The following is a 26,915-nucleotide window of genomic DNA, read 5'->3' as shown; positions in this document are numbered from 1 at the left end:
TGAGTTAATGTTACAAATCTGCGAACTGCGGCAAGTAAGGTTTATTGACCTGTAAAACCTCTTCCAGTAGTGGCTGAGCAATGCTGGCGTTACCAATCAGTGGGTTGGTCACTAATGCCAGCAGGGCACTACGGCGATCACCGTGAACTGCCGCTTCAATTGTCAGGCGCTCATAGGCTTTGACCTGCTGAGTTAGCCCGTGCATTGACACCGGCAAAGGCCCAAAAGTGAGCGGGTGAGCACCTTGTGCATCAACAATACAGTTGGTTTCTACCACGGAACCATCAGACAAACCACGAATTGCACCGCGGTTTGTGGTATTCACCACGAGTTGCGTCCCTAAATTATTATGAATTGCACGAATAAGTTCCAGTGCTACTTCAGAATAAAATGATCCGCCACGGAAACTCAATTGCTCCGGTTTGCTGTCCAAATGGGGGTCAGCGTACAGATCAAATAGCTCTTTTTCTACCTGCATTACCTGCTCTGCGCGGGTTCCACGTTCAGCGGCGGCAGCCTGCTCTTCTGCCAGCATATCTTGTGTCTGGTAGAAATAGCGATGATATGGACAAGGAATTGCGCCCATTGCTCGTAGGAATTCCGGTGGCCATGGTGCTTCTTTGATGTTGTTCATAGTCAATGAAGCGCCGTCACACAGCATGTTCAGTACATCAGCGGTGACATTTTTACCCTGTTGCAATACTTCATGCACCCACACCATATGATTAAGCCCGGCGAAGCGCAGTTGGATATCTTCATAAGGCGCATCCAGTAATTTTGCAATCATGTGGTGCATGCTGATTGGAACATTACACAAACCAATAATTTTCGCTTTGCTATACCGAGTCACCGCTTCGGTGACGATACCGGCCGGGTTGGTAAAGTTAATTATCCAGGCATCCGGTGCCAGTTTCTCAACTTTAGCCGCAATATCCAGCATCACCGGAATGGTGCGTAGCGCTTTGGCAAAACCGCCGACGCCAGTCGTCTCTTGCCCGAGCAAATTATATTTCAGACCTAAGCGCTCATCTGCTGCCCGTGCTGGGAGTTGGCCAACCCGGAATTGTGTCAGAACAAAACTGGCACCTTCGATTGCGGTATCCAGTGAGAAATGAACACTCACTTTTACCTGTTCCAACCCGTGGCGATCCAGCATTCTACGGGTCAGCGCAGCAATAATTTCTACTTTTTGACGACCTAACTCGACGTCAGCCAGCGCCAGTTCCGTGACAGGCAACTGGTCAATACGCTGAATTAATCCATCAACTAATTCTGGGGTATAGCTACTGCCGCCACCAATAATGGCAATTTTAAAGGTTTTCATATTTGGCCTCCAAATGAATAAATTAGAAATGAGAGCGCTCTCATTTGAGGGGAAAGACTAACGATTAACCAAAAACAAAATGGGACACTGCTCGCAAAAATGGCAGCTTGAGAGTAGGAAAATAAGCAAGACGTGATCCCGGTTGCAGAATTTCACTATTGGTTAGGATTTGGTAGAGGGGTTAATGTGGTTAATTAATCGCCATTACGCGATTTCACTGCTGACGTGGCGAGTTTTCAGCGAAAATGCGCATTCTGTAACATAAATAACCGTAAATGGGTGGCATTGCGTGGGTCAGGTCTTTAGAATCAAAGCGCTTTTCCGTTGTTCGCATCCCACAGAAAGGAACCGTTAATGTTTAAACGTACTTTAGTGACCTTCATCGCACTTTGCTCCCTAAGCGCCGTGGCGCCCGCAGCTTTGGCTGCCGGTGAACCTCATGTGTTGTTAACGACGTCGGTTGGGAATATTGAGTTGGAACTCAATAGCCAGAAGGCACCGGTTTCAACGCAGAATTTCGTTGATTATGTCAACAACGGCTATTACAACAACACCATCTTCCACCGCGTTATCCCCGGTTTTATGATTCAAGGCGGAGGTTTTACAGCCGATTTCAAACAAAAAACGGCTAAAACACCGATCAAAAATGAAGCGGATAACGGCTTGCGTAACCTGCGTGGCACCATCTCTATGGCCCGCACTGCAGATAAAGACAGCGCCACCAGCCAGTTCTTCCTCAACGTGGCAGACAATGCTTTCCTCGATCACGGCCAGCGCGATTTTGGTTATGCTGTGTTCGGTAAAGTGGTTAAGGGGATGGATGTGGTAGAGAAAATCTCCCAGGTTCAGACCGAAAACGTCGGCCCGTATCAGAATGTGCCGGTGAAACCGATCACCATTCTGTCGGCGAAAGTTTTACCTTAATTGCTGTCTACCAGCTTTCATCCCCGAAAGCTGGTTTATCTCCTAAAAAATCCCGTCCCCGCCAGAAATTAATCAACAGGTTGCATATAATCAATCATCTGTCTCAGTTTGGGGGAAAGGTTCATGAGTGAAGCATTGCTTATCGCGAAAGCGCAGCCCGCACAGGATTTAGTGATTTTATCGGCATTGGCAAACCGTCATGGACTGATTACCGGCGCGACCGGTACCGGTAAAACGGTCACATTACAAAAAATGGCCGAGCAATTTTCCCGTATCGGCGTACCGGTATTTCTGGCCGATGTGAAAGGCGATTTATCCGGTATTGGCGCGGAAGGTGTTGAATCAGAAAAACTGCAAGCAAGACTGGCGGCCATTGGGGTAACTGACTGGCAACCCCAAGCTTGCCCGATTGTACCCTGGGATATTTTTGCTGAAAAAGGCCATCCAATCCGGGCCACCATTTCCGATCTTGGCCCTCTGCTACTGGGGCGTTTGCTTGATCTCAATGAAGTACAAAGTGGTGTACTGCAATTGGTGTTTAAAATTGCGGACGACAACAATCTGCTGCTGTTAGACATGAAAGATTTGCGCGCTATCGTGCAATACGTCGGTGACAATGCCAAGCAGTTCCGTACCCAATACGGCAATATTACGTCCGCCTCGATCGGTGCTATCCAGCGCGGTTTACTGACCTTAGAACAGCAGGGTGCTAATCAATTCTTTGGTGAGCCGATGTTGGATATTCACGATTTGATGCGAACTGATAGCAATGGGCAAGGAGTTATCAATCTGCTGGCTGCTGACCGGCTGATTAATCAACCCAAACTCTATGCTATTTTTCTGCTGTGGTTGTTAGCCGAATTGTTCGAGCAACTGCCGGAAGTCGGCGATGTCGATAAACCAAAATTGGTCTTTTTCTTTGATGAGGCCCATCTATTATTCACTGATGCCCCGGCGGCGCTGGTGGATAAAGTTGAACAAGTGGTGCGGTTGATTCGCTCCAAAGGGGTCGGCATCTATTTTGTGACACAAAATCCACTGGATATCCCCGATAAAATCCTTGGCCAATTGGGCAACCGCGTGCAGCATGCGTTGCGTGCTTTTACTCCGCGAGATCAAAAGGCGGTGAAATCCGCCGCGCAAACCCTACGGACGAATCCGGCATTCAGTGCTGAACAGGTGATTACTGAGCTGGGTGTCGGTGAGGCACTTATTTCTTTCCTTGATGAGAAAGGGCGGCCCAATATTGTCGAGCGCGCCATGGTGATTGCCCCACAATCCAAAATGGGCGCGCTGGATGCGGCTGCACGTAATCACTCCATCAATCATTCGCCGCTATATGGGCGCTATGAAGAGATGGTAGACCGCGAGTCGGCTTATGAGAAATTATCCGCTGGTGGCTCTTCCACCTTAGGGGATGCGGCTTCGGGTGGGGCAGAAGCACCTCAGCAGCCAGATGCTCACGGCGGTGGTTTGATGGATGGGCTGAATGATTTGCTATTTGGTTCTACCGGCCCACGAGGTGGTAAACGCGATGGTATTGTTCAAACTGCGGCTAAAAGTATGGCGCGCGATTTGGGCCGACAAATTTTGCGCGGTGTTTTGGGATCAATTACCGGTGGGCGCAAGCGTTAAGGCGCGCTAATGACCTGGCCTCTAAAACGAGAAAACCCGCCATTAAGGCGGGTTATCCCGAATATCTGTCGGCTACAAAGGCATAGTTTCCTACCCTATGTGCCTATCAAGTTGTACCTTGGTTCATTGGTACGGGAAAGACTATATCGCGCGTAGTTTATATAGTCAATCGCTGCTGTTAAGTTGCTATCTTGGCTTGAGTATTATTGCGAGTCAGTTTTGAGTAACGAATAATAAATCTTTAAATGTGGCTCTCTGGGGATTAACTTTAACAAATTGAAATAAAAAAATATATTACTGGATATTATGCATGTCAGTTGAACGAATTATCGAGTCAATATCGGGAAAACGTATTGCTACATATGAACGTTGTTTTGAAGCAACTGACATAGCGGAATGTCTCGGTATGTATATCTGGAATAAGCGCGTCTGCGCCGAACTGTTGCCCGTACTGCAAATACTGGAAGTCTCTCTTCGCAATGCTCTCTGCTCGGGCTATGAATCCTTATTCAGGGAACGCCGCAAGCAACAGGGCAAGAATACCGCTGAAATTAATGCCGAATTCGACCCTATGTGGCTTAAGAATTTTTATGATTCGGCCGCAGACTGTCAATATAAAGACACCAAGACTGCGATAGTGTTGGCAGCAAATAAGTTGGAAAAGAGGGGGATAGAACTTACAGCAGATAATTTAATACCAGAATTAACCTTTGGAGTGTGGAGCCATTTGTGTCAATCCCATGACATAAACGACGCTCAATCCTTACAACTGTGGCCGGATTTACTCTACCATGCATTTCCCGGTAGAAAAATGAAACATTCACAACTTATTAATATTCTTAGGAATGTTAACCGGTTACGGAATCGAATCGCGCATCATGAGCCAGTTTGGTACTCAAAAAGTCTTTATGGCACACCGGCATATTTGAATAAAGTCATCAATTTTTATAATGAGTGTTTGATATTGATTGAGGCAATCAACCCTTCAAATCTCAAAGCCATTACTTTGGTGAATAGCCATGCGTCATTGACGGCGCTTTGTTCTATCCAATGTGTAGTGGAATATAAAAATCTCGCGGCGGAAGTTCATGCCATTCCTCAAATCAATATTAAAAACTGGCATACTCATGCACAGTTTAGTGAACGTATACGTGGTGCAATTTCATCAATTCAGGGCGATTTAGTTTCAATAAAAGCTGTTGATGGTAATTACTCTGGGCAATTCTTTATAGATAAAAAAGATAGAGCCATCTTGAAGGGGCTTGCTCAGTTGAACGTCGGGGAGCTGGTGACCTTTATTCCGACAAGATTTGATGATTCTCTGATTGCCACCAAAGTGCATTACAATCTACCCACTTAGCAATTTAGGTTAAATATGCTGTTATTGATCGATAATTACGATTCATTTACCTATAACCTCTACCAGTATTTTTGTGAGCTGGGCGCGGAAGTGGTGGTTAAACGTAATGATGAAGTGCAACTGTCTGATATTGAAAGACTATCACCGTCACATTTAGTGATTTCGCCCGGCCCCTGTACTCCCAATGAGGCTGGGATTTCTGTGGCAGCGATCCGTCATTTTGCCGATAAATTGCCCATACTGGGTGTTTGTTTGGGCCATCAGGCTCTTGGGCAGGCGTTTGGCGCGCAGATCGTGCGGGCGCGACAAGTGATGCACGGCAAAACCACGGCAATTCGCCATAATGGTCAGGGTGTCTTTCGTCAGCTTAATCAGCCGCTTACCGTGACCCGTTACCACTCTTTAGTGATTGCCGCTGACTCCCTACCTGATTGTTTTGAGCTGACGGCATGGACAGAACAAGAGGGGGTGATGGATGAGATTATGGGTATCCGCCATCGCACTTTGCCACTGGAGGGGGTGCAGTTCCATCCGGAAAGTATCCTCAGCGAACAAGGCCATCAATTATTGGATAATTTCCTTAAAAATTAAGCGATTGAATTGCATTTTTCCTATTGGTTAATTTTTTGTTTGCTTGATTGTGATTTTTTATGCATATTTTGTGATTATATTTTCACTCGTCAATAATTGGCGGCTCAATGTTTTACCAGGGTGGACAGTGTAATGGCAGATAAATTAGCAGTGACTCGCAGTACATTCGATCAGGTTATTTTGCCTGTTTATGCACCAGCGCAGTTTATTCCGGTAAAAGGGAAAGGGAGCCGCGTGTGGGATCAACAAGGCACGGAATACATTGATTTTGCAGGTGGAATTGCGGTTACGGCACTCGGTCATTGCCATCCGGCGCTGGTGGCGGCATTGCATCAGCAAGGTGAAATGTTATGGCATACCAGTAATGTATTCACCAATGAACCCGCCCTGCGTTTGGCTCAAAAATTGATTGCGGCGACCTTTGCTGACCGCGTGTTTTTTGCCAACTCAGGTGGCGAGGCAAATGAGGCGGCATTTAAGTTAGCCCGTCATTACGCCATTGAACGCCACAGCCCGTATAAAACTAAAATCATTGCTTTCCATAATGCATTCCATGGCCGCACGCTGTTTACTGTATCGGTCGGCGGGCAACCCAAGTACTCCGACGGTTTTGGTCCGAAACCGGCTGATATTATCCATGTGCCGTTTAATGACCTGGCTGCGGTGAAGGCGGTCATGGACGACCACACTTGTGCCGTGGTGCTGGAGCCTATTCAAGGGGAAGGGGGCATTACTTCCGCGACACCAGAGTTTCTGCAAGGTGTGCGGGCGCTGTGTGACCAACATAAAGCGCTGCTGGTGTTTGATGAAGTGCAAAGCGGTATGGGGCGCAGTGGCAAGCTGTTTACCTATATGCACTACGGCGTGACGCCAGATATTCTCACCACGGCCAAAGCGTTAGGCGGCGGGTTCCCAGTTAGCGCGATGCTGACGACAGAGGAAATTGCTTCGGTGATGGCGGTAGGAACCCACGGCACCACCTATGGGGGGAATCCACTGGCCTGTGCGGTCGCAGAGGCTGCGTTGGATGTGATTAATACCCCTGAGGTGCTTGATGGCATTGAACAGCGCCACGGCCTGTTTGTGCAGGCTTTGCAAGAGATTAACAATAAGTATCAGGTGTTTGATGATATTCGTGGCATGGGGCTATTGATTGGGGCTGAATTAGCACCGCACTATCATGGTCGTGCGCGGGAGTTCCTGACGGCGGCGGCAGCGAACGGGGTGATGATCCTCAATGCCGGCCCAGATGTCTTGCGGTTAGCGCCTTCGCTGGTGATTGAGCCAGAAGATATCCAGCAAGGTATGGCGCGTTTAGAAAGGGCGGTTGCCAGCCTGGTCAAAGGGTAAACTGCATTTTTGTCAACGGCCTGTGGAGAGGCTTTTTGCCTCTCTTTTTTACGACGCCGTATCCCGCAATTTCCGGCTGCGCCAAATACCGTGGTGTGGCTGTTGCTGCCATGCCAGGGATGAAACGGTATGCATTACACTCAAATGCGCCAAGATACGCCGTAAATTACGTTCAAGCTCAGAGATTTGCGTATCAGTCTCTCTATCTGGCATTTGAACAAAATCGTTATTCCCCTCACTGTTATCTGATTCCAGCCGTTGCTGACATTGTTGAATCGCCATTTCACAGAGCTGTAAATATTCTTCCGCTAACTTAACCGTCAGTTGAATGTGGTGTTTATCCGATTCTGCTGGCGACTCTGCTAATGGATAAGCCCGCGTCAGGATGGTCATCTCATTGATATTCCCGACAATAAGTTCGCTATGGGTAGCCCACAGACGCATGTCCGCCAGATATTTTGAGTTGAATCCCGGCTCCTGCATAGCTTGTTTCAGTGAATTGAGGACGGCATTACTGGCTTTGTTCACCTGGATGCGCTCAAACGCCAGTTGCTCGATATTCGGATGAGGTTTCAGCAGGATGCGCAGGATTTTCTGATAATTCTCCAGTGTTTGATGCGCATTTTTACGCAGTAAACCGCTTTGCCACTGTGGCCATAGCCACAATGTGCTGGCGAAGGCTAAGGCGCAGCCGATTAAGGTATCGAGCAACCGCGGGATTAAAAAGTCCGCACCTTCGCCGGTCAATAACTGCAAGATATAAACCGTAGTGATGGTTCTAAAAATGACCGACCAGCCATAGTTTTTGCGTTGAACCAGATAGGCCACCAGGGTGATGAGCAACATGATGCTTAACGTGGTGCCTTCTGGCATTTGAAAATGCAGCAAAGCTGCCGCGAGTAATAGCCCAATCAGGGTGCCAAGGGCGCGGTGATGGATCCGAATTTTAGTGGCGTTATAGCCATTTTGCGTTACCAGCATCACGGTAAGCAAAATCCAATAAGGTTTAGGCAGATGGATCAAATTACCGATGTAACTGCCCGCGGCCAAAGTGACACCAAGGCGAGCAGCATCCCGCAATGCACTGGATTTAAACGATAAATAACTGACGAGTGCTGGCCAAAATGGCTGAGAGGGTTGGTTGGACATCAAGGCGCGATCATACTGCGGGCGTTGGTCGCTCAGGATTTGGGTAACATGGCTGATATGGTAATAGAAGAATTGCGCCACGGGGTTATCCGGGTGCTGCTGGGCAACCTCTTCCAGCTCGACCAGCGCATCACCCGCACTGAAATGCGTTTTTGCGCGGTGATGATAGAGAATATCATCGGCAATGGTGCGCATTTGCGTCGAGATAACCTGCATATTGCGCTTAAGAACTGTTTCTATCGGGCTTTGATCAATTAACTCTTGCGTTTTTTCTGACTGACTCACTGCCGCAGTGATGTGTTCTTGCAAATCAAGCGCCATTTGAAACAAGTTCAATAGCCGTTTTCGCTCTTTTTTCGTGGCATTGTCTATCAGGTTAAATTGCTGATAAAGCTGATTAATTTTGTCCATTATACCTTGTTGCCGGTCAAGCAACGGCGGCATGGCCTTTTCTAGCTCAACATGCTGGCCAAACAAACTGTATTTAGCATCGCAATAATCGGCCAACAAATGATAAAGCTGACTCAATGGCTCACGGATCGGCTGGTCTTTACATAACCGGAACCATAGCCAGGTAAATAGACCATACCAGAGCGTCCCCACGGCACACATCAATGGCGCTTGCCAGATAGGCGCACGACCTACCATGCTGAGGCTAAAAATAGCGGCGATAAGTGCGGCGGGGAGCAGGCGGCCATTGAGCTGGCTGATAGCGCCACTGACACCCAACATTAAAGCCAAACCAAGCATCACCGCAGGTAATGGAATATCCCACAGCAGCAGTTGTTGAGTCAGAAAACTACTGAAAGTAAAGAGAGCCCCGCCGACAATCAGCCGCCGGAAGAAATGTTGATGAGGGGTATCTAGTGCAGCAATATTACAACAGGCGGGTATCAGGGAGAACATCAACCCCAACCGCAATTCACCCATTGCGAACCCCAATGCCGCCGGCAAGCAGAGAACCAGTGTTTGGCGGAGTGCATAATTCACTTCAGGATGATAAATAAGCCGTTGCCAATTCATATAGGCCCCAGAAATTTATTAATCACACAAAAGAAAACCGGTGCCGAGGTAACAGCACCGGTTTATAGGGTTTTAACGGGTGCCGTAAACGACAATCGTTTTACCATGCGCGGAGATCAGATTTTGATCTTCTAGCATTTTTAGTATCCGCCCCACAGTTTCGCGGGAGCAGCCAACTATTTGACCAATTTCCTGGCGGGTAATCTTTATCTGCATCCCATCTGGGTGGGTCATGGCATCCGGTTGTTTTGCCAGATTAAGCAGCGTTTGTGCAATACGCCCAGTCACGTCCAGGAAAGCGAGGTTACCCACTTTCTCAGAGGTTATCTGTAAGCGATTCGCCATTTGTGAAGACAGGCGCATCAATATATCTGGATTGACCTGAATCAGCTGACGGAATTTTTTGTAAGAAATTTCAGCCACTTCACAGGCAGTTTTTGCCCTAACCCAAGCACTACGTTCTTGGCCTTCTTCAAATAATCCAAGCTCGCCGATGAAATCTCCCTGGTTTAAATAGGAGAGAATCATCTCTTTACCTTCTTCATCTTTGATCAGCACCGCAACGGAGCCTTTCACGATGTAGTAAAGCGTTTCGGCTTTTTCACCTTGGTGAATTAGCGTACTTTTCGATGGATATTTGTGGATATGGCAATGAGACAGGAACCATTCGAGAGTCGGGTCTGTTTGTGGCTTGCCGAGAACCATTCGCTGTTATCCTCTGTTGTTATCGCTGCCTAACTTAACAGGGCTCAGAGTTCCCTGTACGGCGTGCTTATAAAATACACTTTCATTTAGCATATTAATTTGCTCAACTGCCGAAAGGTATAGCCAAGATGCGTACCGAGTAGAAACCCTTCACTGAGTATTGAGAAGCTACTCTATTTAATTCAAGAAACAACACTTTCGGTTCTGTTTGTAGCACAGGATGAGGCCAGTGTCTTGTGTTGTATCGCTTCAGCATGATGAACATCGGGTTACATTGCCAGTTTGTAAATGAAAGGGTAGTCTGAATGAGAAAATTTAACCGGGAGCATGAGTTATGCAGGCACGTGTAAAGTGGGTTGAAGGGCTGACATTTTTGGGTGAGTCTGCTTCAGGTCATCAAGTTTTAATGGACGGGAATGCAGGAGATAAAGCGCCGAGCCCGATGGAAATGTTGTTAATGTCAGCGGGTGGCTGTAGCGCCATTGACGTGGTTTCTATTTTGCAAAAAGGCCGTAACGATGTGCGCGATTGCGAAGTGACGTTAACTTCACAGCGCCGGGAAGAGGCTCCGCGCCTGTTTACGCAAATTAACCTGCATTTTATTGTGAGCGGCAAGGGCTTGACCGATAAAATTGTGGAGCGCGCGGTTGAGCTGTCAGCAGAGAAATATTGCTCCGTCTCGCTAATGTTGGGTAAAGCGGCGACCATTACCCACAGTTTTGAAATCCGTGACATCGCGTAATTAACCCCTTCGTATTTGAAGCTGCAGGGTTGTTAGCTGCACTCGCTCACCCGAATCACTTACTTATGTAAGCTCATCGGGATGAGTTCGCTTGCCGCCTACCTGCAGCCCCAACGACTTTGGGTTGGGATAGCGTCAAATTATTTTTTCTTTCCAGTAATTGCTTTACTGCGGCTTCAAGGACGAAGGATTAACCGATTTTTTTACCTTCCAGCAATTGCTGCACTAACGGTGCCATAATCAGCTCCATTGCCAGCCCCATCTTCCCGCCTGGGACGACCAATGTATTGATATTGGAAATAAAAGACCCTTGCAGCATTGCCAATAAGTAGGGGAAATCAATCTGATCCAAACCGCGGAAGTGAATGACGACAAAACTTTCGTCCAGTGATGGAATCGCTTTGGCGGCAAACGGGTTAGAGGTATCGACGGTCGGCACGCGCTGAAAGTTAATGTGGGTGCGCGAGAACTGCGGCGTAATGTAGTTAATGTAATCGTCCATGGAGCGCACCACGGAATCCATCACGGCTTCACGGGAATGGCCGCGCTCACCGGTATCTCGGACTAATTTTTGAATCCACTCCAGGTTGACGATGGGCACCACGCCGACCAGCAAATCGACATGTTTTGCCACATCATGATGTTCGGTCACAACTCCGCCGTGTAACCCTTCATAAAACAACACATCGGTGGGTTCAGGCAGTGGCTCCCAGGGGGTAAAAGTACCCGGAATCTGGTTATAAGGCACGGCTTCATCATAAGTGTGCAAATACTTACGTGAGCGCCCGGTGCCGCTTTTGCCGTACTCCTCCACACTTTGTTCTAACTGACCAAAGTCATTGGCCTCTGGGCCAAAATAGCTGATATGTCGGCCTTGATCCCGCGCCTTACGGATGACGGTATCCATTTCTGGTCGGGTATAGCGGTGGAAGCTGTCGCCTTCAATTTGCGCCGCGCGAATATTCAATTGCTGAAAAATTTTGCGAAACGCCAGGCTGGTCGTCGTCCCTGCGCCACTTGAGCCGGTGACGGCTATAACCGGATGTTTAGTTGACATATTAGCTGTAACTCCATGGGGTTAGATCCTCAGTGGACAGGCTGAAATGGGCTGTTTTTTAGCGTTAGCGGTTATTTTTAGGGCAAAGTGTCCGCCTTGTCACTCTGATTTTACTCGATGAGTGTCGTGATCCCGCGAGGGTTATGGCAATTCTTCTGCTCCGGCCCGAAATGCACCGCGTGGCATAATATTGATAGTCTCGTGTAACTCTGACCAGACCAATACCGCCTCACCACTCGCTAATTGGCGGCGCACGTCTTCGACTTTTTGTGCTAATGACCGCTCATGCTCGCCGTAATCCGTGCCTTCACGTAGCACGAAGGCTTCCAGCAGGTTATCCAGCGTTTCACTATCAACTTGCTGCCAGGGAATCATCATGACGGTTGCTCCAAATAGGGGGAAAGCCAGGCTGGAATACGTTGTTCCAGCCACATTTGTGGGTGTTTTAATGAGCCGCCGACAAAACCAACATGGCCGCCATGCTCAGTTAACTGATAATCAATATTGCCCGGTAATTCGCGCAAGTTGGGGATAACCTCGGCGGTCATGAACGGGTCATCTTTGGCATGAATGATCAGCAGCGGCGTGGTGATTTGCGACAACTTAGGTAAGGCGCTGCAACGCCGATAGTAATCCAGCGCATCATTGAAGCCATGTATTCTAGCCGTTATGACATCATCAAACTCTTTGATTCGCCGCAGCCCTTTCAATTGAGCCAAATTCAAAGGTAGGCTGCCGGGGTAATGCAGCAGCTTGCGGGTGGCATTTAACTTGAGCTGATTCAACAAATAGCGCTGATAGACACGCGAGAAACCTTGCTCCATGCGATTGGCGCAAGGTTCGAGCATCAGTGGTGCAGAAACCACCACGGCTGCCTCTAATAAGCTCTCTTGCCCTTGTTCAGCTAAATAGAGGGCCAACATATTGCCCCCCAAAGAGACGCCAACCGCGGCGGTGGGCACCTGTCCATAGCTTTCCCGCAACCAGCGCAGAAAGAAGCGGGCATCTTCTGTTTCACCAGAGTGATAAATGCGTGACTTACGATTTGGCTCGCCACTGCATCCGCGAAAATGCATCACCACACCCAGCCATCCTCGGTCTTGCCAGGCGCGCAGTAAACCATGGGCGTAAGGGCTGTAAAAATTCCCTTCCAGCCCGTGGAATAGCACCACTCTGGGCTTATCGCGCGCCAGTTCCGGGTTTTCACTCCAGGCTAGATCGATAAAATCCCCATCCGGCAATTCCAGCCGTTGCCAAAAAGGTTGCAGTTGCACCCGCCGCCTGACCAGGCGGGGCAGCAGCGTTTGCAGGTGCGGGTTACTGGCTCCTGCCAGCGGGCGAAATATTTCATGCATATTGTGAATGGAAATCATGTCATTGCTCTTGTGTGATCAATAGCACACTGTTAGCTTCATGGGTATATCGCGCATCATTTTGGGTGAGAGGCACCCGTCTCATGGAACTGAGTTTATTTCTTTCAATGGTAGGTTTTCTTTGGGTTGCCGCTATTACCCCCGGCCCGAATAATATGTTATTAACCTCAGCCGGGGCCAATTTCGGTTTTATGCGCTCTATCTGGTTGATGTTAGGCATTATGTTGGGCATGCAGAGTATGCTGCTGCTGGTGGCATTTGGTGTCGGCGGCCTGATTTTGATCTACCCCTTCCTGCATTTAATTCTGAAAATTCTCGGCAGTCTTTATTTGTTGTGGCTGGCATGGAAAATTGCCACCTCGGCCTATGAAAAATTAGAAACCAATGTCGTACCGCCAAAACCGCTGCGATTGTATCAGGGGTGGCTATTGCAGTTCCTTAACCCAAAAGCCTGGTTAATGGGATTAGGCTCAGTCGCCAGCTTCAGTATGGCGGGGGCAGCTTATAATCATTCCATCTTAATGATTAGCTTGGGCATGTTTATGGTGAATCTGGTGGCCGGTATTATTTGGCTGGGTTTTGGGACTTTGATTGGCCGTTTGCTGCGCAGTCGCCGGGCTTGGTTCACTTTTAATATCTCTATGGGCTTGCTGACCGCGGCTTGTGTGCTATTGATTTGGCACTAATTAATGATTTTGCATTGACGAATCACCGGAGCTAATTGATGGCTTATAACTATTTCCATGTTGATGCGTTTATCGGCAGCGGATTATCTGGTAACCCGGCGGGTGTGTATCTGCTGAAAAAGCCGCTGTCGACAGAACAGATGCAAAGTATCGCCGCCGAGATCAATTTGCCGGAAACCAGTTTTGTCTGGGATGAAGGAGATAAATCGGCTATTCGTTGGTTTACGCCCGAACGTGAAGTGGATTTATGCGGTCACGGCACCTTGGCGGCGGCGCATGTGATGTTCAATGTGGTTAACCCCGGTTTGCACGATATCTGTTTTCGCAGCGCCAGCGGTGATTTACATGTCAAACGCGATGCGGATAACTTTAGCCGGCTGTCGCTGGATTTCCCCGCATTGCCCCCGGAACAAATCGCGATTTCGGCGCAGTTGAAAACCTTGCTAGCTGTTGATATTCAACAGGTATGGCAAGCAAAATCCCTGCTGGTGGTGCTGGAGAATGAGCAACAGATTCGCCAATTACAACCGGATATTGTTGCGCTGATTGCTTTAACTGGCCGGGGTGTGATTGTGACGGCGCCAGGTGATGAGGTCGATTTCGTTTCGCGCTATTTTACCTTGAGCAGCAATGAGGATCCGGTAACCGGTTCGGCCCATTGCACCTTAATGCCGTATTGGGTGGCGCGGTTGGGCAGGGCATCGCTCCATGCTCGCCAGATATCGGCGCGAGGTGGCGAGTTATTCTGCACGTTAGCCGGAGATCGCACTTTTATTTCAGGTGAATCCCGCATTTTCCTCAAAGGCGAATTATCCCTTCTTACTTGACATTGCAGCGTTGTTAGCTGCTCTCGTTACTCGGCCCATCCATGGGCCTCGCCTCTGCGAGGCCGCTGCAAGCAGCGTTCAAATCGGTTCCCGACCGATTTGTCACACGAATCACTGACTTGAGTCAGCTCATCGGGATTTGTTCCATTGCTGCCTAGCTGCAAAGCCAATTACTTTGGGATAACGTTAGGCTAGTCATACAGACAACCTTCATACCACTTATCACTTAAAGGAATAATGAATAATTTTTTATTCCTTTAGCCGCATTACTCCTTCAGGTATCACTGTCATCTCAGCGCCCGTGTGCGCTTAAGGTCGCAACAATAGCGAATGACACTGTTAACTGAGCGGAGTGAACCATGGCGGTAATCTTATCTTCTACAAGCTTATCTTCTGCAAGTATTACCGCTGCCATTCGCGGCTTTTTACGGCCCGGTAGCGCCCTATTGGCCCTGTCATTGGTGGCGGCCAGTGCACATGCTGTCGATGTGACCGTGGCCTACCAAACTTCTGCCGAACCGGCCAAGGTGGCCCAAGCAGATAACAGCTTTGCTAAGCTTTCTGGTGCCAAAGTGGATTGGCGTAAATTTGATAGCGGCTCCAGTGTGGTCAGGGCGCTGGCCTCAGGTGATGTGCAAATTGGCAATATCGGCTCCAGCCCATTGGCGGTTGCGGCCAGTCAGAATGTCCCGATTGAAGTTTTCTTGTTGGCCTCGCAACTGGGTAGCTCTGAAGCCCTGGTGGTCAAAAAAGAGATCAAAACCCCGCAAGATTTAATTGGCAAACGCATTGCCGTGCCATTTATCTCCACCACCCATTACAGCCTACTGGCCGCTCTGAAACATTGGGGCATCAAGCCGGACCAAGTCACTATTCTGAACTTACAGCCCCCGGCGATTGCTGCTGCCTGGCAACGCGGTGATATTGACGGCGCGTATGTTTGGGCACCCGCAGTTAACGAATTAGCCAAAACTGGCACGGTGCTGACGGATTCCGCGCAAGTGGGCCAATGGGGCGCACCAACACTGGATGTTTGGGTGGTGCGTAAAGACTTTGCCGAAGCGCATCCTGAAGTGGTGACCGCCTTTGCACGCAGTGCTTTGGCGGCCCAAGGGGCTTATTTGGCGCAACCGGATCAATGGCTTAAAAACCCTGAAAATCTGAGCCAGTTATCGCGCTTAAGTGGGGTTCCGCCAGAGCAAGTGCCGGAGCTGGTGAAAGGCAACACTTACCTGCCGGTGGCTGAACAGATAACCCAACTGGGCCAGCCGGTGGATCAGGCCATCCGCGATACCGCCGCGTTCCTCAAAGAACAGGGCAAGATCCCGCAAGTGGCCAGTGATTATCGTGATTTTGTCACTGACCGCTTTGTGAAAGCTGTTCAGGCGGCACCGCAGTCCTAGGAGTCATCATGCTAAACGTCAGCGGCCTGTGGGCTGAATATCAGGGCAAACCGGCCTTACAGGATGTGTCATTACAAATCGCATCCGGAGAGTTAGTCGTGGTATTGGGGCCATCGGGCTGCGGCAAAACCACTTTGTTGAATTTGATTGCCGGGTTTATGGAGCCTTCAGCTGGCAGCATCACTCTGGATGATATTCCGGTTCACGGCCCCAGTGCCGAGCGGGGAGTGGTGTTCCAGCATGAAGGTTTACTGCCGTGGCGTGATGTGGTCAGTAATGTCGAGTTTGGCCTGCAACTGGCCGGGTTGAGCAAGCAACAGCGGCGGGCAATCGCACTGAAAATGCTTAATCGGGTTGGGTTGACCGGTTTTGAAAAGCACTTTATTTGGCAACTCTCCGGTGGCATGCGCCAGCGCGTGGGGATTGCTCGTGCACTGGCGGTTGACCCGCGTTTATTGCTGCTCGATGAGCCGTTCGGCGCGCTGGATGCTTTTACGCGCGAACAGATGCAAGAGTTGCTGCTGACTATCTGGCGCGATACCGGCAAACAAATTCTACTGATTACCCACGATATCGAAGAGGCGGTATTTCTGGCCAGCGAGTTATTGTTGTTGTCCCCCGGGCCTGGGCAGGTAGTTGAGCGGTTATCACTGAACTTTGGTCAGCGCTATGCCGACGGCGAAGCTTGCCGCAGCATTAAATCTGACCCTGAATTTATCGCCCGCCGCGAATACGTGTTGGGTAAAGTCTTCCAACAGCGGGAGGCCCTGATATGAGCCTGCACAGCACAATACGCGACAATACATTGCGCGATAATAGCTTACGCCAACATGCCAACTCATTACCCGCGCCAGGGATTACGCATCCTACGCCCAGAAAAATAACCCGCCGTTCACTGGCCACCAAAGGGTTTTGGCTCAGTATCGCCACCTTGGTGAGTGTGGTGGCGCTGTGGTGGGCAGTCACCGCGCTCCAGCTTATCAGCCCACTGTTTTTGCCCGCACCGCAGCAGGTTTTGCATCAATTATTGGTGATTGCCAGCCCGCAGGGGTTTATGGATGCCACGTTATGGCAGCATTTGGCGGCCAGTTTGGGGCGAATTTTAATTGCACTGTTGGCCGCCGTGGCGCTTGGCGTTCCCACCGGCATTGCCATGGGGTTGAGCAGCACGGTTCGCGGGGTGCTAGACCCGCTGATCGAAATTTATCGCCCAGTACCGCCGTTAGCTTATTTGCCGCTGATGGTGATTTGGTTTGGTATTGGTGAAACCTCAAAAATCCTGCTGATTTATCTGGCTATATTCGCGCCGATCACCTTGGCCGCCGTGGCGGGAGTGCGCAGTGTGGCGCAAGTGCGGGTGAGAGCCGCTCGCGCATTGGGGGCCAGCCGCTGGCAGGTTTTATGGTTTGTTATCTTGCCCAGCGCATTGCCGGAAATCCTAACCGGTATTCGCATTGGTTTGGGGGTCGGCTGGTCAACATTAGTGGCTGCTGAGTTAATTGCCGCCACCCGGGGATTGGGCTTTATGGTGCAATCCGCGGGTGAGTTTCTGGCGACCGACGTGGTGATAGCGGGCATCAGTGTGATTGCCATTATCGCTTTTGGCATGGAATTAAGTTTGCGGGCGATTCAGCGCCGGTTAACGCCTTGGTATGGAGCACAGCAATGAATGAACGTTTGGTAGTGACCCCGTTGGGGCCGTATATCGGCGCGCTGGTTGAGAATATTAATATCGCCCGCCCATTGGGAGACAGTCAGTTTGAGCAGCTTTATCATGCTTTGCTCAAGCATCAGGTGCTATTTTTCCGCAATCAGCCGATTACGCCGTTACAGCAGCGCGATTTGGCCGGGCGCTTTGGCGATTTACACATTCACCCGGTTTATCCTCACGCGAAAGAGTGTGAGGAAATCATTGTGTTGGATACTCACGATAATAACCCGCCGGATAATGACAACTGGCACACTGACGTGACATTTATCGAAAATCCGCCCTTGGGCGCGATTCTGGCGGCCAAGCAGTTGCCGACTACCGGTGGTGATACCTTATGGAGCAGTGGGATTGCGGCTTATGAAGCCCTTTCTGCGCCGTTTAAGCAGCTATTGGCAGGATTACGGGCCGAGCATGACTTCGTCCATTCTTTCCCGGAGCACAAGCATCGTGCAACGCCGGAAGACCATCAGCGCTGGTTGCTGGCTAAAGAGAAAAACCCGCCGCTGCTCCACCCAGTGGTGCGAACCCATCCGGTGAGTGGGCGTCAGTCATTGTTTGTTAATGAAGGATTCACCACCCGAATTGTTGATTTGAGTGATAAAGAGAGTGATGCGCTGCTGCGTTTTCTGTTTGCCCACACCACCAAACCCGAGTTCCAGGTGCGCTGGCGTTGGCAGCAGGATGACGTGGCTATCTGGGATAACCGCGTCACCCAACACTATGCCAATGCGGATTATTTACCACAGCGGCGGATTATGCACCGAGCAACGATTTTGGGCGACAAACCGGTGTTCCGGCCTTAATGGGCTATCTTATTTTGTTATTTTGAACTTGGGCGGTGCATACAATCCTCACGTACTGTATGCACGCTCCGGTTTTTACGCGCTGGCTGCATCCAAACTCACTGCATCAATTACGCTCATTTTAGCTATTTTGTTTTTGTCCAACAGGGTGCGGGCGGCAGTTTCGACGGCATCGACGGTGATGTCTTCGACCTGCGGGCCCGCGTGCAACAAAATGTGGCGGGTTAGCGGATACCAACGCAGATATTTCTCTGGCCGGGATTCAAACAAAGCCACCACCGGGATTTGCAGTGCTGAGCTGATATGTACCGGCGCACTGTCGGCTGAAATCACTACATCCAACTGACTGGCGGCAGCCACAAACTCATCAACCGAGGGGGTGAATAAAGGGCGACCCGCGATACCTGCCAACTGTTGCTCACTCGGTGGCTCTTGAGGGTCATAAAGAATGATGACATCGGCCTGATCACTGAGTTTCAGCGCCAACTGTTGCCACTTCTCCCAACTCCAACGCCGTTGCGCGGCTTTGTTAGAGACAAAAAAGCCGACCCGTGGTCGCTTTTTTTCACCGAGTTCTGTCTGCCATTTCACCTGCAATTCAGGATCAGGATAGATATACAATTTGAGCGTATTGATATCCACCGAGTTTAGCTCGGGCATCAGTGTAAAACCGGAGAGTGCTTCGTGGCGTATGGGGCGGTTAACAACATGGTCAGAATTGCGGTCATCAAACTCACTGGCCGGGGTATGCCAGCGGCTATCGACCACATTAAGTTGCTTGGCGAACTGAATACTGTTTTTATTCATGCCGCCATTAGGAATAACCAGCAGATCAAAGCGCAAACGCCGTAATTGCCAAATCAAGGCCAGGCGGTCAAGCAGGCCTTTAAGCCTGCCAGGTTGCTGATTTCGGTCACATTGTTTGCTGTAAACGTAAGTGTGTACTGCGCTCACATCAGGGTTGCGTGCCAGCGCTGCCCGGTTGTATTTGTTCGCTAAGACATGAATCTCAGCTGAGGGCCAACGCCGTTTGAGAGCATGTAAAAAAGCAGTAGTGCATATCATATCGCCAAGGAAATCAATTCGGATAACCAAAATGCGCTGCATTGATACTTCTTCCCAGAAATAGTTTTATGCCTTATTAAACATTAAAATCTTCTGAGCAATAACAAAAATAAACGTTAATTTAATATCTATTTATGTAATAAATACTTTTGCCGTGCATAACGCATGATTGCAGCGTTATGCACGGTACTCGAGCTTCATCCGGCTGGCCTAAAAGCGAGTTACTCCGATTCAAATTGCTTAGTGATGTTCTCCAATTGCTCTTGTGCGTCCAACCACTGCATTTCGGTCTCTTCCAGCTTGGATTTCACCTGCGTCTGCTGCTGTAGACATTGAGTGAGATCGCTTTTGCGGGCAATGTCGTACAAGGCGGAATCAGCGAGTTGCTCCTCAATTGCCGCTAATTCGGTGCTGAGTTTATCCATCTGCTTTTCCAGCGTCATAATTTGCTTACGCAAAGGCTGGGTTTGGCTGCGGAACTCAGCATCACGGCGTTTTTGGTCTTTGCGTTGCTGTGCGCTGTTGCCGGATAACTCTTTGCCGGGGTTATCTTGTTGGCTTTGCTGGCGCTGTACATCCACCAGAAACTGTTGATAATCCTCCAGATCGCCGTCGAACTGCTCCACTTTGCCATCATGCACCAGATAAAGATCATCAGTGGTGGATCGCAATAAATGACGATCATGGGACACCACCACCAATGCACCTTCGAAATCAATTAAGGCTTCGGTCAATGCCTGGCGCATATCAAGATCCAGATGGTTAGTCGGTTCATCCAGCAGCAGCAGGTTAGGGCGCTGCCAGATAATCAGCGCCAATACCAGCCGCGCCTTTTCACCACCAGAGAAGCGGGCGGTGGGGTCGGTCACCTGATCCCCCTGAAAACCGTAGCCTCCCAGATAATCCCGCAACTGCTGCTCCGGTTCCTTGGGGGCCAAACGGCTCATATGTTGCAGCGGAGATTCATCTGCTCGTAAGAATTCAAGCTGATGCTGGGCGAAGTAACCCAGTTTAATCCCTTTGGACAGGCCGATTTCACCACTTTGTGGTTCCAGTGTCCCTGCTAACAGTTTGATTAAAGTGGATTTACCTGCGCCATTGCGGCCTAACAGACCAATGCGTGAGCCGGGCACCAAATTAAGCTTAATGGATTCTAAAATAGTGCGGTCGCCATAACCGGCGCTAACTTTGTCCATCCGCAACAGGGGGTCTGGCAAGCTTTCCGGAGTGCGGAAACTGAAGTGGAATGGGTTATCCACATGGGCCGGTGCAATCAGCTCCATCCGCTCAAGCATTTTAATCCGGCTTTGGGCCTGCTTGGCTTTGGTCGCCTGGGCACGAAAGCGGTCAATGTAACTTTTCAGATGCGCGACTTTCTCTTGCTGATTCTGATACATCGATTGTTGCTGCGACAGCTTGGTGGCGCGCTGGCGTTCGAAAGATGAATAGTTACCTGTGTATTCATTCAGCGTTTGCTGTTCAATATGCAGAATTTTATCGATAATAGGGTCAAGGAAGTCGCGGTCATGGGAAATCAGCACCAGTGTACCGGGGTAGCTTTTCAGCCATTTCTCCAGCCAGATTACCGCATCCAAATCCAAGTGGTTGGTCGGTTCATCCAGCAATAGCAAATCAGAGCGGCAAACCAGCGCTTGCGCCAAGTTAAGGCGCATCCGCCAGCCACCGGAAAATGAACGCACCGGTTGCTGTAATTGCTCTTGAGAAAAGCCCAGTCCGTGGAGCAAACTGGCGGCACGCGACTGAATGGTCCAGGCGTTGATGGCATCGAGTTTGCCATGCACGGTAGCAATGGCATGGCCGTCATTTTTTTCATTGGCGGCCTGAAGTTCGGCCTCCAACTGACGATATTCGCGATCGCCGTCGATAACATACTCTATCGCCGGCACATCCAGAGCGGGGGTTTCTTGGTTGACCCACGCCAGCGCCCAGTTACTGGGAAAAGTGGCATTGCCCCCATCGGCGCTGAGTTCGCCTTTGAGCAACGCCAGCAGGGTGGATTTACCACAGCCGTTTTTGCCGACCAACCCGACTTTTTGTCCAGGGTTAATCGTTGCTGTTGCGTTATCCAGCAAGATACGAGTACCGCGTCGAATTTGTAGTGAGGAAAAAACAATCATAGAGTGCCGTATGTTAAATTGTCATTATGTTAGGGTGAACAGGGTGTTTAGCGCCCTATTTTTTGGTCTTTGCGAAGCATGGTAACGGAAAAACCGGACCCTGACGACGCTTTGGAGGGGAATGATGTCGCAGCCACCCAAGGTTTTGCTGCTGTATGCCCATCCGGAATCACAAGACTCGGTGGCTAACCGGGTTTTATTGCAACCGGTGCAGCAGTTAGAGCATGTCACTGTGCACGATTTATATGCACATTATCCGGATTTTTTTATTGATATTCACCATGAGCAGCAATTGCTACGTGAGCATCAAATTATTGTCTTTCAACATCCTCTTTATACTTACAGTTGCCCAGCGCTACTGAAAGAGTGGCTGGATCGGGTGCTGGCGCGCGGCTTTGCTAATGGGGTCGGGGGGCATGCATTGACCGGCAAATATTGGCGCTCGGTGATCACCACCGGCGAGCCCGAAGGAGCTTACCGCGTTGGCGGCTATAATCGCTACCCAATGGAAGATATTCTGCGGCCTTTCGAATTGACGGCAGCTATGTGCCATATGCATTGGATGAATCCGATGATTATTTACTGGGCACGGCGGCAGAAGCCGGAAGTCCTGGCCAGCCATGCGCAAGCTTACGAGCAGTGGTTGCAGTCACCGCTACCGACGGGGGGGCTCTGAATATGGAAGGCTCGGCGCTACTGACCGCGATTTTATTATTTTTATTTGCCGCTGTGGTGGCGGTTCCCATTGCCCAGCGCCTCGGTATTGGGGCGGTTTTGGGCTATTTGATTGCGGGTATCGCTATTGGCCCTTGGGGATTGGGCTTTATTCGTGATGTCGACGAAATCCTCCACTTCTCCGAATTGGGTGTAGTTTTCCTGATGTTTATCATTGGGTTGGAGTTAAATCCAGCCAAGCTTTGGCAACTGCGGCGCTCTATTTTTGGCGTCGGTGCCGGGCAGGTCGTGATAACCGCGGCGGTGCTGGGGGCATTGCTCTACTTTAGCCATTTTGCCTGGCAGGCGGCGGTGATTGGCGGTGTCGGTTTGGCGATGTCTTCAACCGCGATGGCATTGCAACTGATGCGGGAAAAGGGCATGAACCGCAATGAAGGCGGCCAGCTCGGTTTCTCGGTGTTGCTGTTCCAGGATATGGCGGTGATTCCGGCCCTGGCGCTGATCCCCATTTTGGCCGGTGGCGGCGGGGCAGCCAATGATTGGGTCAAGATTGGCATCAAAGTCGCCGCTTTTGCCGGGATGCTGATTGGCGGCCGCTATTTGCTGCGCCCATTATTCCGCTACATTGTGGCCTCTGGCGTGCGGGAGGTTTTCACTGCTGCGGCCTTGCTGGTGGTGTTGGGGTCAGCGCTGTTTATGGACGCTCTGGGCCTGTCCATGGCGCTAGGGACTTTTATCGCGGGCATCTTACTGGCTGAAAGTGAATTCCAGCATGAGCTGGAAATTGCCATCGAACCCTTTAAGGGGTTGTTACTCGGGCTATTTTTCATCTCAGTCGGGATGGCTTTGAACCTCGGCGTGTTGTTCACTCATCTGTTGGATGTGCTGCTGGGGGTTTTGGCCTTAGTCTTCATCAAAGGCACAGTGCTGTATGGCTTGGCGCGGACATTTGGCTTGCGCCGTTCGGTGCGGCTGCAATTTGCCGGGGTGCTCAGTCAAGGGGGCGAATTTGCTTTCGTATTATTCTCCGCGGCATTCTCTCAACATGTGTTGGATGCCGAGCAACTGGCATTGCTGCTGGTGGTCGTCACTCTGTCGATGATGACCACGCCGCTGCTGATGCAGGGGATTGACCGCATTTTAATCCGCCGTTACAACGCGCAGGAAGAGAGCGACGAGAAGCCATTTGTTGAAGATAATGACCCACAGGTGATTATTGTCGGCTTCGGGCGCTTTGGTCAGGTGATTGGCCGCTTACTGATGGCGAACAAAATGCGCATTACCGTGTTGGAGCGCGATGTCAGTGCCGTCAGTGTGATGCGCAAATATGGCTATAAAGTTTACTATGGTGATGCCACTGAGCTGGAACTGTTGCGGGCTGCCGGGGCGGAAAAAGCCAAAGCTATCGTGATCACCTGTAATGAGCCGGAAGACACCATGACGCTGGTGCATCTGTGTCAGCAACATTTCCCTAATTTGCACATTCTGGCCCGTGCCAGAGGGCGTGTTGAAGCGCATGAACTGCTGCAAAATGGGGTTAAAGACTTTACGCGCGAGACTTTCTCCAGTGCGCTGGAACTCGGGCGAAAAACGCTGCTGGGATTAGGGATGCATCCGCATCAGGCCTACCGGGCGCAGCAACATTTCCGCCGTCTCGACATGCGCATGTTGCGTGAGCTGGTGCCACAGCATCATGGGGATGTGGCGCAAATTTCCAGAATTAAAGAAGCCCGCCGTGAGCTGGAAGATATTTTCCAACGAGAAATGCTGCATGAAAGTCGGCAGTTAGATGGGTGGGATGAATACGAATAATGCCGGAGAAAATGATGACAATTACGCCAAATAACAAGACAGCAACCCGTAAAAGATTCATCGCCGGGGCGGTTTGTCCACAATGTAAGGCACTGGATACACTGGCTTTATGGCGTGAAGATCAAGTGGAAGTGGTGGAGTGTGTTAAGTGTGGCCACCATCAGCGTCAGACCGATGAACAGGTCAATCAGCATGTCCGTGAGAATGAACAAGTGATCGGAATTTTCGATCCACAGTAGCGTTATTCTTCGTGTTTTTTTATGCTGGAGAGTACAGCGGTGCAGATTTCCGCTACAATCTGTGCCAATTTTTGTTCCAAGGGTAGGAGATATCATGAAAGTAGCAAAAGACTTGGTGGTCAGCCTGGCTTACCAGGTGCGTACAGAAGACGGTGTGTTAGTTGATGAGTCTCCGGTGAGCGCGCCGTTGGACTACCTGCACGGTCACGGTTCCCTGATCGCAGGTTTGGAAAAAGCGCTCGAAGGTCACGAAGCGGGCGACAGCTTTGACGTTCGTGTGAACGCCGACGAAGGTTACGGCAGCTATGATGAAAATCTGGTGCAGCGCGTACCGAAAGACGTCTTTATGGGCGTTGACGAGTTGGAAGTTGGCATGCGTTTCCTGGCTGATACCGATCAAGGCCCAGTGCCAGTCGAAATCACTGCTGTGGAAGACGAACACGTTGTGGTTGATGGTAACCACATGCTGGCGGGACAGGATTTGAACTTCCACGTTGAAGTGGTTGCTATCCGTGAAGCAACAGAAGAAGAACTGCAGCATGGTCACGTACACGGTGAGCATGATCATCACCATGAACACGGTGACGGTTGCTGCGGTGGCCACGGCCATGATGAAAGTGACCATGGTCATGAACATGGTAAAGGTGGTTGTGGTAAAGGCGGCTGCGGCTGTCACTAATATCTGACCTATCAATAAAATTTGATATGATCAGTCAAAAGCCAGCCTTACGGCTGGCTTTTTGCTTACTGGCTTTTGCTTAATAGTGCGGAGGCGGTGGCTCTTCTGCTGGCGAGGCCATCATGGATGACTGAGATTCGCGCAGTTTATCGGTCAATAACCGCAGATGCTCGCGCAATTTGGTTATTTCCATCTGGTGCTCCGTCACGATCAAATTAAGCTCCTCAATCGTCACTTCCTGAAATGCCAGCCGGCTTTCCAAGGTTTCTAGCCGTTGTTCAAACAGGGATTGTTCCATCTTAATGTCCTCTTATGACTGCAAACCATACCCTCTGATCACTTTCCATTTGATGGTCGCTTTCTATTCGATGGTCATAAAACAGGGGAGGGGCAATTCTATCGGTAAAGCCTCATGATTACCCTGAGAGAGTCAAGATATCGATAAAACGAAACTTCTTGTAGTAAAAAAAGTCTTAATATCACTTAATAGCATCTGCATAGAGATTGTTTTGTGTTCGCACAGACAGTTATAGTACAAGTCACACTTATAATCGTTGCTTGGGGTAAGTGTCCTTAAGCCAATGGAGAAATGGATGAAATCACTGTTTAAAGTAACGCTACTGGCTACCACCATGGCGCTAACCCTGAATACCTCTGCGACTTTTGCTGCTGACACAGCCAAAACTGCTGATGCGGCAGCAACGACCAATAGCGCATTTAAAAATGATGACCAGCAATCTGCATATGCATTAGGTGCATCATTAGGGCGTTATATGGATAACTCTCTGAAAGAGCAAGAAAAGCTGGGTATCAAACTGGATAAAGATCAGTTGATCGCCGGTGTACAGGATGCATTTGCGAGCAAAAGCAAACTGACCGATGAAGAAATCGAAAAAACGCTGCAAGGTTTTGAAGCGCGCGTAAAAGCTTCTGCTCAGGCCAGAATGGAGCAAGATGCTAAAGAAAACGCCGATAAAGGCGCTAAATACCGCGAAACCTTTGCTAAAGAAAAAGATGTGAAGAAAACCGAATCTGGCCTGCTGTACAAAGTAGAGAAAGCCGGTACCGGTGAAGCACCAAAAGACAGTGATACCGTAGTCGTTAACTACAAAGGGACTCTGACCGATGGTACTGAGTTTGATAACTCTTACAAACGCGGTGAGCCACTGTCTTTCCGTCTTGATGGTGTTATCCCAGGCTGGACCGAAGGCCTGAAGCAAATCAAGAAAGGCGGCAAGGTCACTCTGGTTATTCCACCAGAATTAGCTTACGGCAAAACTGGCGTCCCAGGTATTCCAGCCAACTCTACTCTGGTATTTGATGTAGAGCTGTTGGATGTTAAAGCGGCTCCTAAAGCTGACGCTCAAGAAGAACAACCTGCTGCTGCGGACGCAAAAGCTAAAAAATAATTTAGCGCCTTTGTGGTAACCCAGTGCCCGGTTCTGTTTATAACCGCCGCGATGATTGATAATTGTCGTGGCGGTTTTTTTTGCGGTATACCAATTCGCACTTCTGCTCGTTGATAACTTGACGATTTATGGCTTGTGGGCTTAACGTCAAGATCACGCGCAAACGCAAGGATTTTATCTCGGCATATTTGCTAGACTTAAAATTCAATATATTTGAGTTATGAGTCTGCCAACG

Annotated in this window: 26 protein-coding genes; 17 read left to right on the top strand and 9 right to left on the bottom strand. The window is 49.8% G+C overall.

The window, feature by feature from the left end; genetic code table 11:
- Positions 1-10 precede the first annotated feature (10 nt).
- Positions 11-1,324, bottom strand: coding sequence for a 6-phospho-beta-glucosidase (locus DX162_RS05700; protein WP_004391466.1), 1,314 nt, complete (start codon positions 1,322-1,324; stop codon positions 11-13).
- Between the two features lie 354 nt (positions 1,325-1,678).
- Here DX162_RS05700 and ppiA point away from each other — a divergent pair, with 354 nt between their 5' ends.
- The 5 genes from ppiA to argD all read left to right on the top strand — a co-directional run bounded on the left by ppiA (position 1,679) and on the right by argD (position 7,184).
- Positions 1,679-2,248, top strand: a complete 570-nt coding sequence (ppiA, locus tag DX162_RS05695; RefSeq protein ID WP_025376626.1) for a peptidylprolyl isomerase A — start codon at positions 1,679-1,681, stop codon at positions 2,246-2,248.
- A gap of 123 nt (positions 2,249-2,371) precedes the next feature.
- Positions 2,372-3,883, top strand: a complete 1,512-nt coding sequence (locus DX162_RS05690; RefSeq protein WP_004391464.1) for a helicase HerA-like domain-containing protein — start codon at positions 2,372-2,374, stop codon at positions 3,881-3,883.
- Positions 3,884-4,193: 310 nt separating this feature from the next.
- A complete protein-coding gene (locus tag DX162_RS05685) occupies positions 4,194-5,243 on the top strand; it encodes an Abi family protein (protein ID WP_004391463.1) in 1,050 nt (349 codons plus the stop codon).
- Positions 5,244-5,258: 15 nt separating this feature from the next.
- Positions 5,259-5,834: an aminodeoxychorismate synthase component II gene (locus DX162_RS05680; RefSeq protein WP_004391462.1), complete on the top strand. Its 576-nt coding sequence runs from the start codon at positions 5,259-5,261 to the stop codon at positions 5,832-5,834.
- A 132-nt stretch (positions 5,835-5,966) separates the two neighbouring features.
- Positions 5,967-7,184 (top strand): bifunctional acetylornithine/succinyldiaminopimelate transaminase, encoded by a 1,218-nt coding sequence (gene argD / locus DX162_RS05675; protein WP_032820240.1) that lies wholly within the window; start codon positions 5,967-5,969, stop codon positions 7,182-7,184.
- 48 nt (positions 7,185-7,232) lie between these two features.
- On the opposite strand, the gene DX162_RS05670 is transcribed toward argD, so the two are convergent.
- Both DX162_RS05670 and crp read right to left on the bottom strand, forming a co-directional pair.
- Positions 7,233-9,356 carry a YccS/YhfK family putative transporter gene (locus tag DX162_RS05670; protein ID WP_004391460.1) on the bottom strand — a complete coding sequence of 708 codons (2,124 nt, stop codon included), beginning with the start codon at positions 9,354-9,356 and terminating at the stop codon, positions 7,233-7,235.
- Positions 9,357-9,428: 72 nt separating this feature from the next.
- Positions 9,429-10,061: a cAMP-activated global transcriptional regulator CRP gene (gene crp, locus DX162_RS05665; RefSeq protein ID WP_002212297.1), complete on the bottom strand. Its 633-nt coding sequence runs from the start codon at positions 10,059-10,061 to the stop codon at positions 9,429-9,431.
- A gap of 334 nt (positions 10,062-10,395) precedes the next feature.
- On the opposite strand from crp, the gene DX162_RS05660 reads away from it, so the two are divergent.
- The gene (locus DX162_RS05660; RefSeq protein WP_004391459.1) at positions 10,396-10,803 is read left to right on the top strand and encodes an OsmC family protein; all 408 of its coding nucleotides are present in this window, start codon (positions 10,396-10,398) and stop codon (positions 10,801-10,803) included.
- A 190-nt stretch (positions 10,804-10,993) separates the two neighbouring features.
- On the opposite strand, the gene DX162_RS05655 is transcribed toward DX162_RS05660, so the two are convergent.
- The 3 genes from DX162_RS05655 to DX162_RS05645 form a co-directional block, all read right to left on the bottom strand.
- A complete protein-coding gene (locus DX162_RS05655) occupies positions 10,994-11,860 on the bottom strand; it encodes a phosphoribulokinase (protein WP_004391458.1) in 867 nt (288 codons plus the stop codon).
- Positions 11,861-12,001: 141 nt separating this feature from the next.
- On the bottom strand, positions 12,002-12,238 hold the full coding sequence (locus DX162_RS05650; RefSeq protein WP_032820238.1) for a YheU family protein: 237 nt from the start codon (positions 12,236-12,238) through the stop codon (positions 12,002-12,004).
- On the bottom strand, positions 12,235-13,215 hold the full coding sequence (locus DX162_RS05645) for a hydrolase (RefSeq protein ID WP_032820257.1): 981 nt from the start codon (positions 13,213-13,215) through the stop codon (positions 12,235-12,237). The genes DX162_RS05650 and DX162_RS05645 overlap by 4 nt, the downstream gene beginning before the upstream one ends.
- Positions 13,216-13,316: 101 nt before the next feature.
- On the opposite strand from DX162_RS05645, the gene DX162_RS05640 reads away from it, so the two are divergent.
- The 6 genes from DX162_RS05640 to tauD all read left to right on the top strand — a co-directional run bounded on the left by DX162_RS05640 (position 13,317) and on the right by tauD (position 18,663).
- A complete protein-coding gene (locus tag DX162_RS05640) occupies positions 13,317-13,919 on the top strand; it encodes a LysE family translocator (protein WP_004391456.1) in 603 nt (200 codons plus the stop codon).
- Positions 13,920-13,957: 38 nt separating this feature from the next.
- Positions 13,958-14,746 (top strand): PhzF family phenazine biosynthesis protein, encoded by a 789-nt coding sequence (locus DX162_RS05635; protein WP_004391455.1) that lies wholly within the window; start codon positions 13,958-13,960, stop codon positions 14,744-14,746.
- A 359-nt stretch (positions 14,747-15,105) separates the two neighbouring features.
- Entirely contained in the window at positions 15,106-16,149 is a 1,044-nt protein-coding gene (tauA, locus tag DX162_RS05630) for a taurine ABC transporter substrate-binding protein (RefSeq protein ID WP_004391454.1), read from the top strand.
- A gap of 8 nt (positions 16,150-16,157) precedes the next feature.
- Positions 16,158-16,925: a taurine ABC transporter ATP-binding subunit gene (tauB, locus tag DX162_RS05625; RefSeq protein ID WP_004391452.1), complete on the top strand. Its 768-nt coding sequence runs from the start codon at positions 16,158-16,160 to the stop codon at positions 16,923-16,925.
- Entirely contained in the window at positions 16,922-17,818 is an 897-nt protein-coding gene (gene tauC, locus DX162_RS05620) for a taurine ABC transporter permease TauC (RefSeq protein ID WP_032820236.1), read from the top strand. The genes tauB and tauC overlap by 4 nt, the downstream gene beginning before the upstream one ends.
- Entirely contained in the window at positions 17,815-18,663 is an 849-nt protein-coding gene (gene tauD / locus DX162_RS05615; protein WP_032820233.1) for a taurine dioxygenase, read from the top strand. Before tauC ends, tauD begins: the two co-directional genes overlap by 4 nt.
- Positions 18,664-18,738: 75 nt before the next feature.
- On the opposite strand, the gene DX162_RS05610 is transcribed toward tauD, so the two are convergent.
- Positions 18,739-19,770 (bottom strand): glycosyltransferase family 9 protein, encoded by a 1,032-nt coding sequence (locus DX162_RS05610; protein ID WP_098081047.1) that lies wholly within the window; start codon positions 19,768-19,770, stop codon positions 18,739-18,741.
- A 179-nt stretch (positions 19,771-19,949) separates the two neighbouring features.
- The gene (locus DX162_RS05605; RefSeq protein ID WP_004391445.1) at positions 19,950-21,866 is read right to left on the bottom strand and encodes an ABC transporter ATP-binding protein; all 1,917 of its coding nucleotides are present in this window, start codon (positions 21,864-21,866) and stop codon (positions 19,950-19,952) included.
- Positions 21,867-21,990: 124 nt separating this feature from the next.
- Here DX162_RS05605 and kefG point away from each other — a divergent pair, with 124 nt between their 5' ends.
- From kefG to slyD, 4 genes are all read left to right on the top strand, one after another.
- Positions 21,991-22,542: a glutathione-regulated potassium-efflux system ancillary protein KefG gene (gene kefG, locus DX162_RS05600; protein WP_032820231.1), complete on the top strand. Its 552-nt coding sequence runs from the start codon at positions 21,991-21,993 to the stop codon at positions 22,540-22,542.
- A gap of 2 nt (positions 22,543-22,544) precedes the next feature.
- Positions 22,545-24,353, top strand: coding sequence for a glutathione-regulated potassium-efflux system protein KefB (gene kefB / locus DX162_RS05595; RefSeq protein ID WP_049562127.1), 1,809 nt, complete (start codon positions 22,545-22,547; stop codon positions 24,351-24,353).
- Positions 24,354-24,367: 14 nt separating this feature from the next.
- Positions 24,368-24,592: a YheV family putative zinc ribbon protein gene (locus DX162_RS05590; protein ID WP_032820255.1), complete on the top strand. Its 225-nt coding sequence runs from the start codon at positions 24,368-24,370 to the stop codon at positions 24,590-24,592.
- A gap of 94 nt (positions 24,593-24,686) precedes the next feature.
- Positions 24,687-25,271, top strand: a complete 585-nt coding sequence (gene slyD, locus DX162_RS05585) for a peptidylprolyl isomerase (RefSeq protein WP_004391442.1) — start codon at positions 24,687-24,689, stop codon at positions 25,269-25,271.
- Between the two features lie 79 nt (positions 25,272-25,350).
- On the opposite strand, the gene DX162_RS05580 is transcribed toward slyD, so the two are convergent.
- On the bottom strand, positions 25,351-25,569 hold the full coding sequence (locus DX162_RS05580) for a SlyX family protein (RefSeq protein ID WP_004391440.1): 219 nt from the start codon (positions 25,567-25,569) through the stop codon (positions 25,351-25,353).
- A 295-nt stretch (positions 25,570-25,864) separates the two neighbouring features.
- Here DX162_RS05580 and fkpA point away from each other — a divergent pair, with 295 nt between their 5' ends.
- Entirely contained in the window at positions 25,865-26,680 is an 816-nt protein-coding gene (gene fkpA, locus DX162_RS05575) for an FKBP-type peptidyl-prolyl cis-trans isomerase (RefSeq protein WP_032820229.1), read from the top strand.
- The last annotated feature ends 235 nt before the right edge of the window (positions 26,681-26,915 follow it).

Source organism: Yersinia kristensenii, assembly GCF_900460525.1.
Classification (GTDB): Bacteria; Pseudomonadota; Gammaproteobacteria; order Enterobacterales; family Enterobacteriaceae; genus Yersinia; species Yersinia kristensenii.
This window is presented reverse-complemented; position numbering and strand designations above follow the sequence as displayed.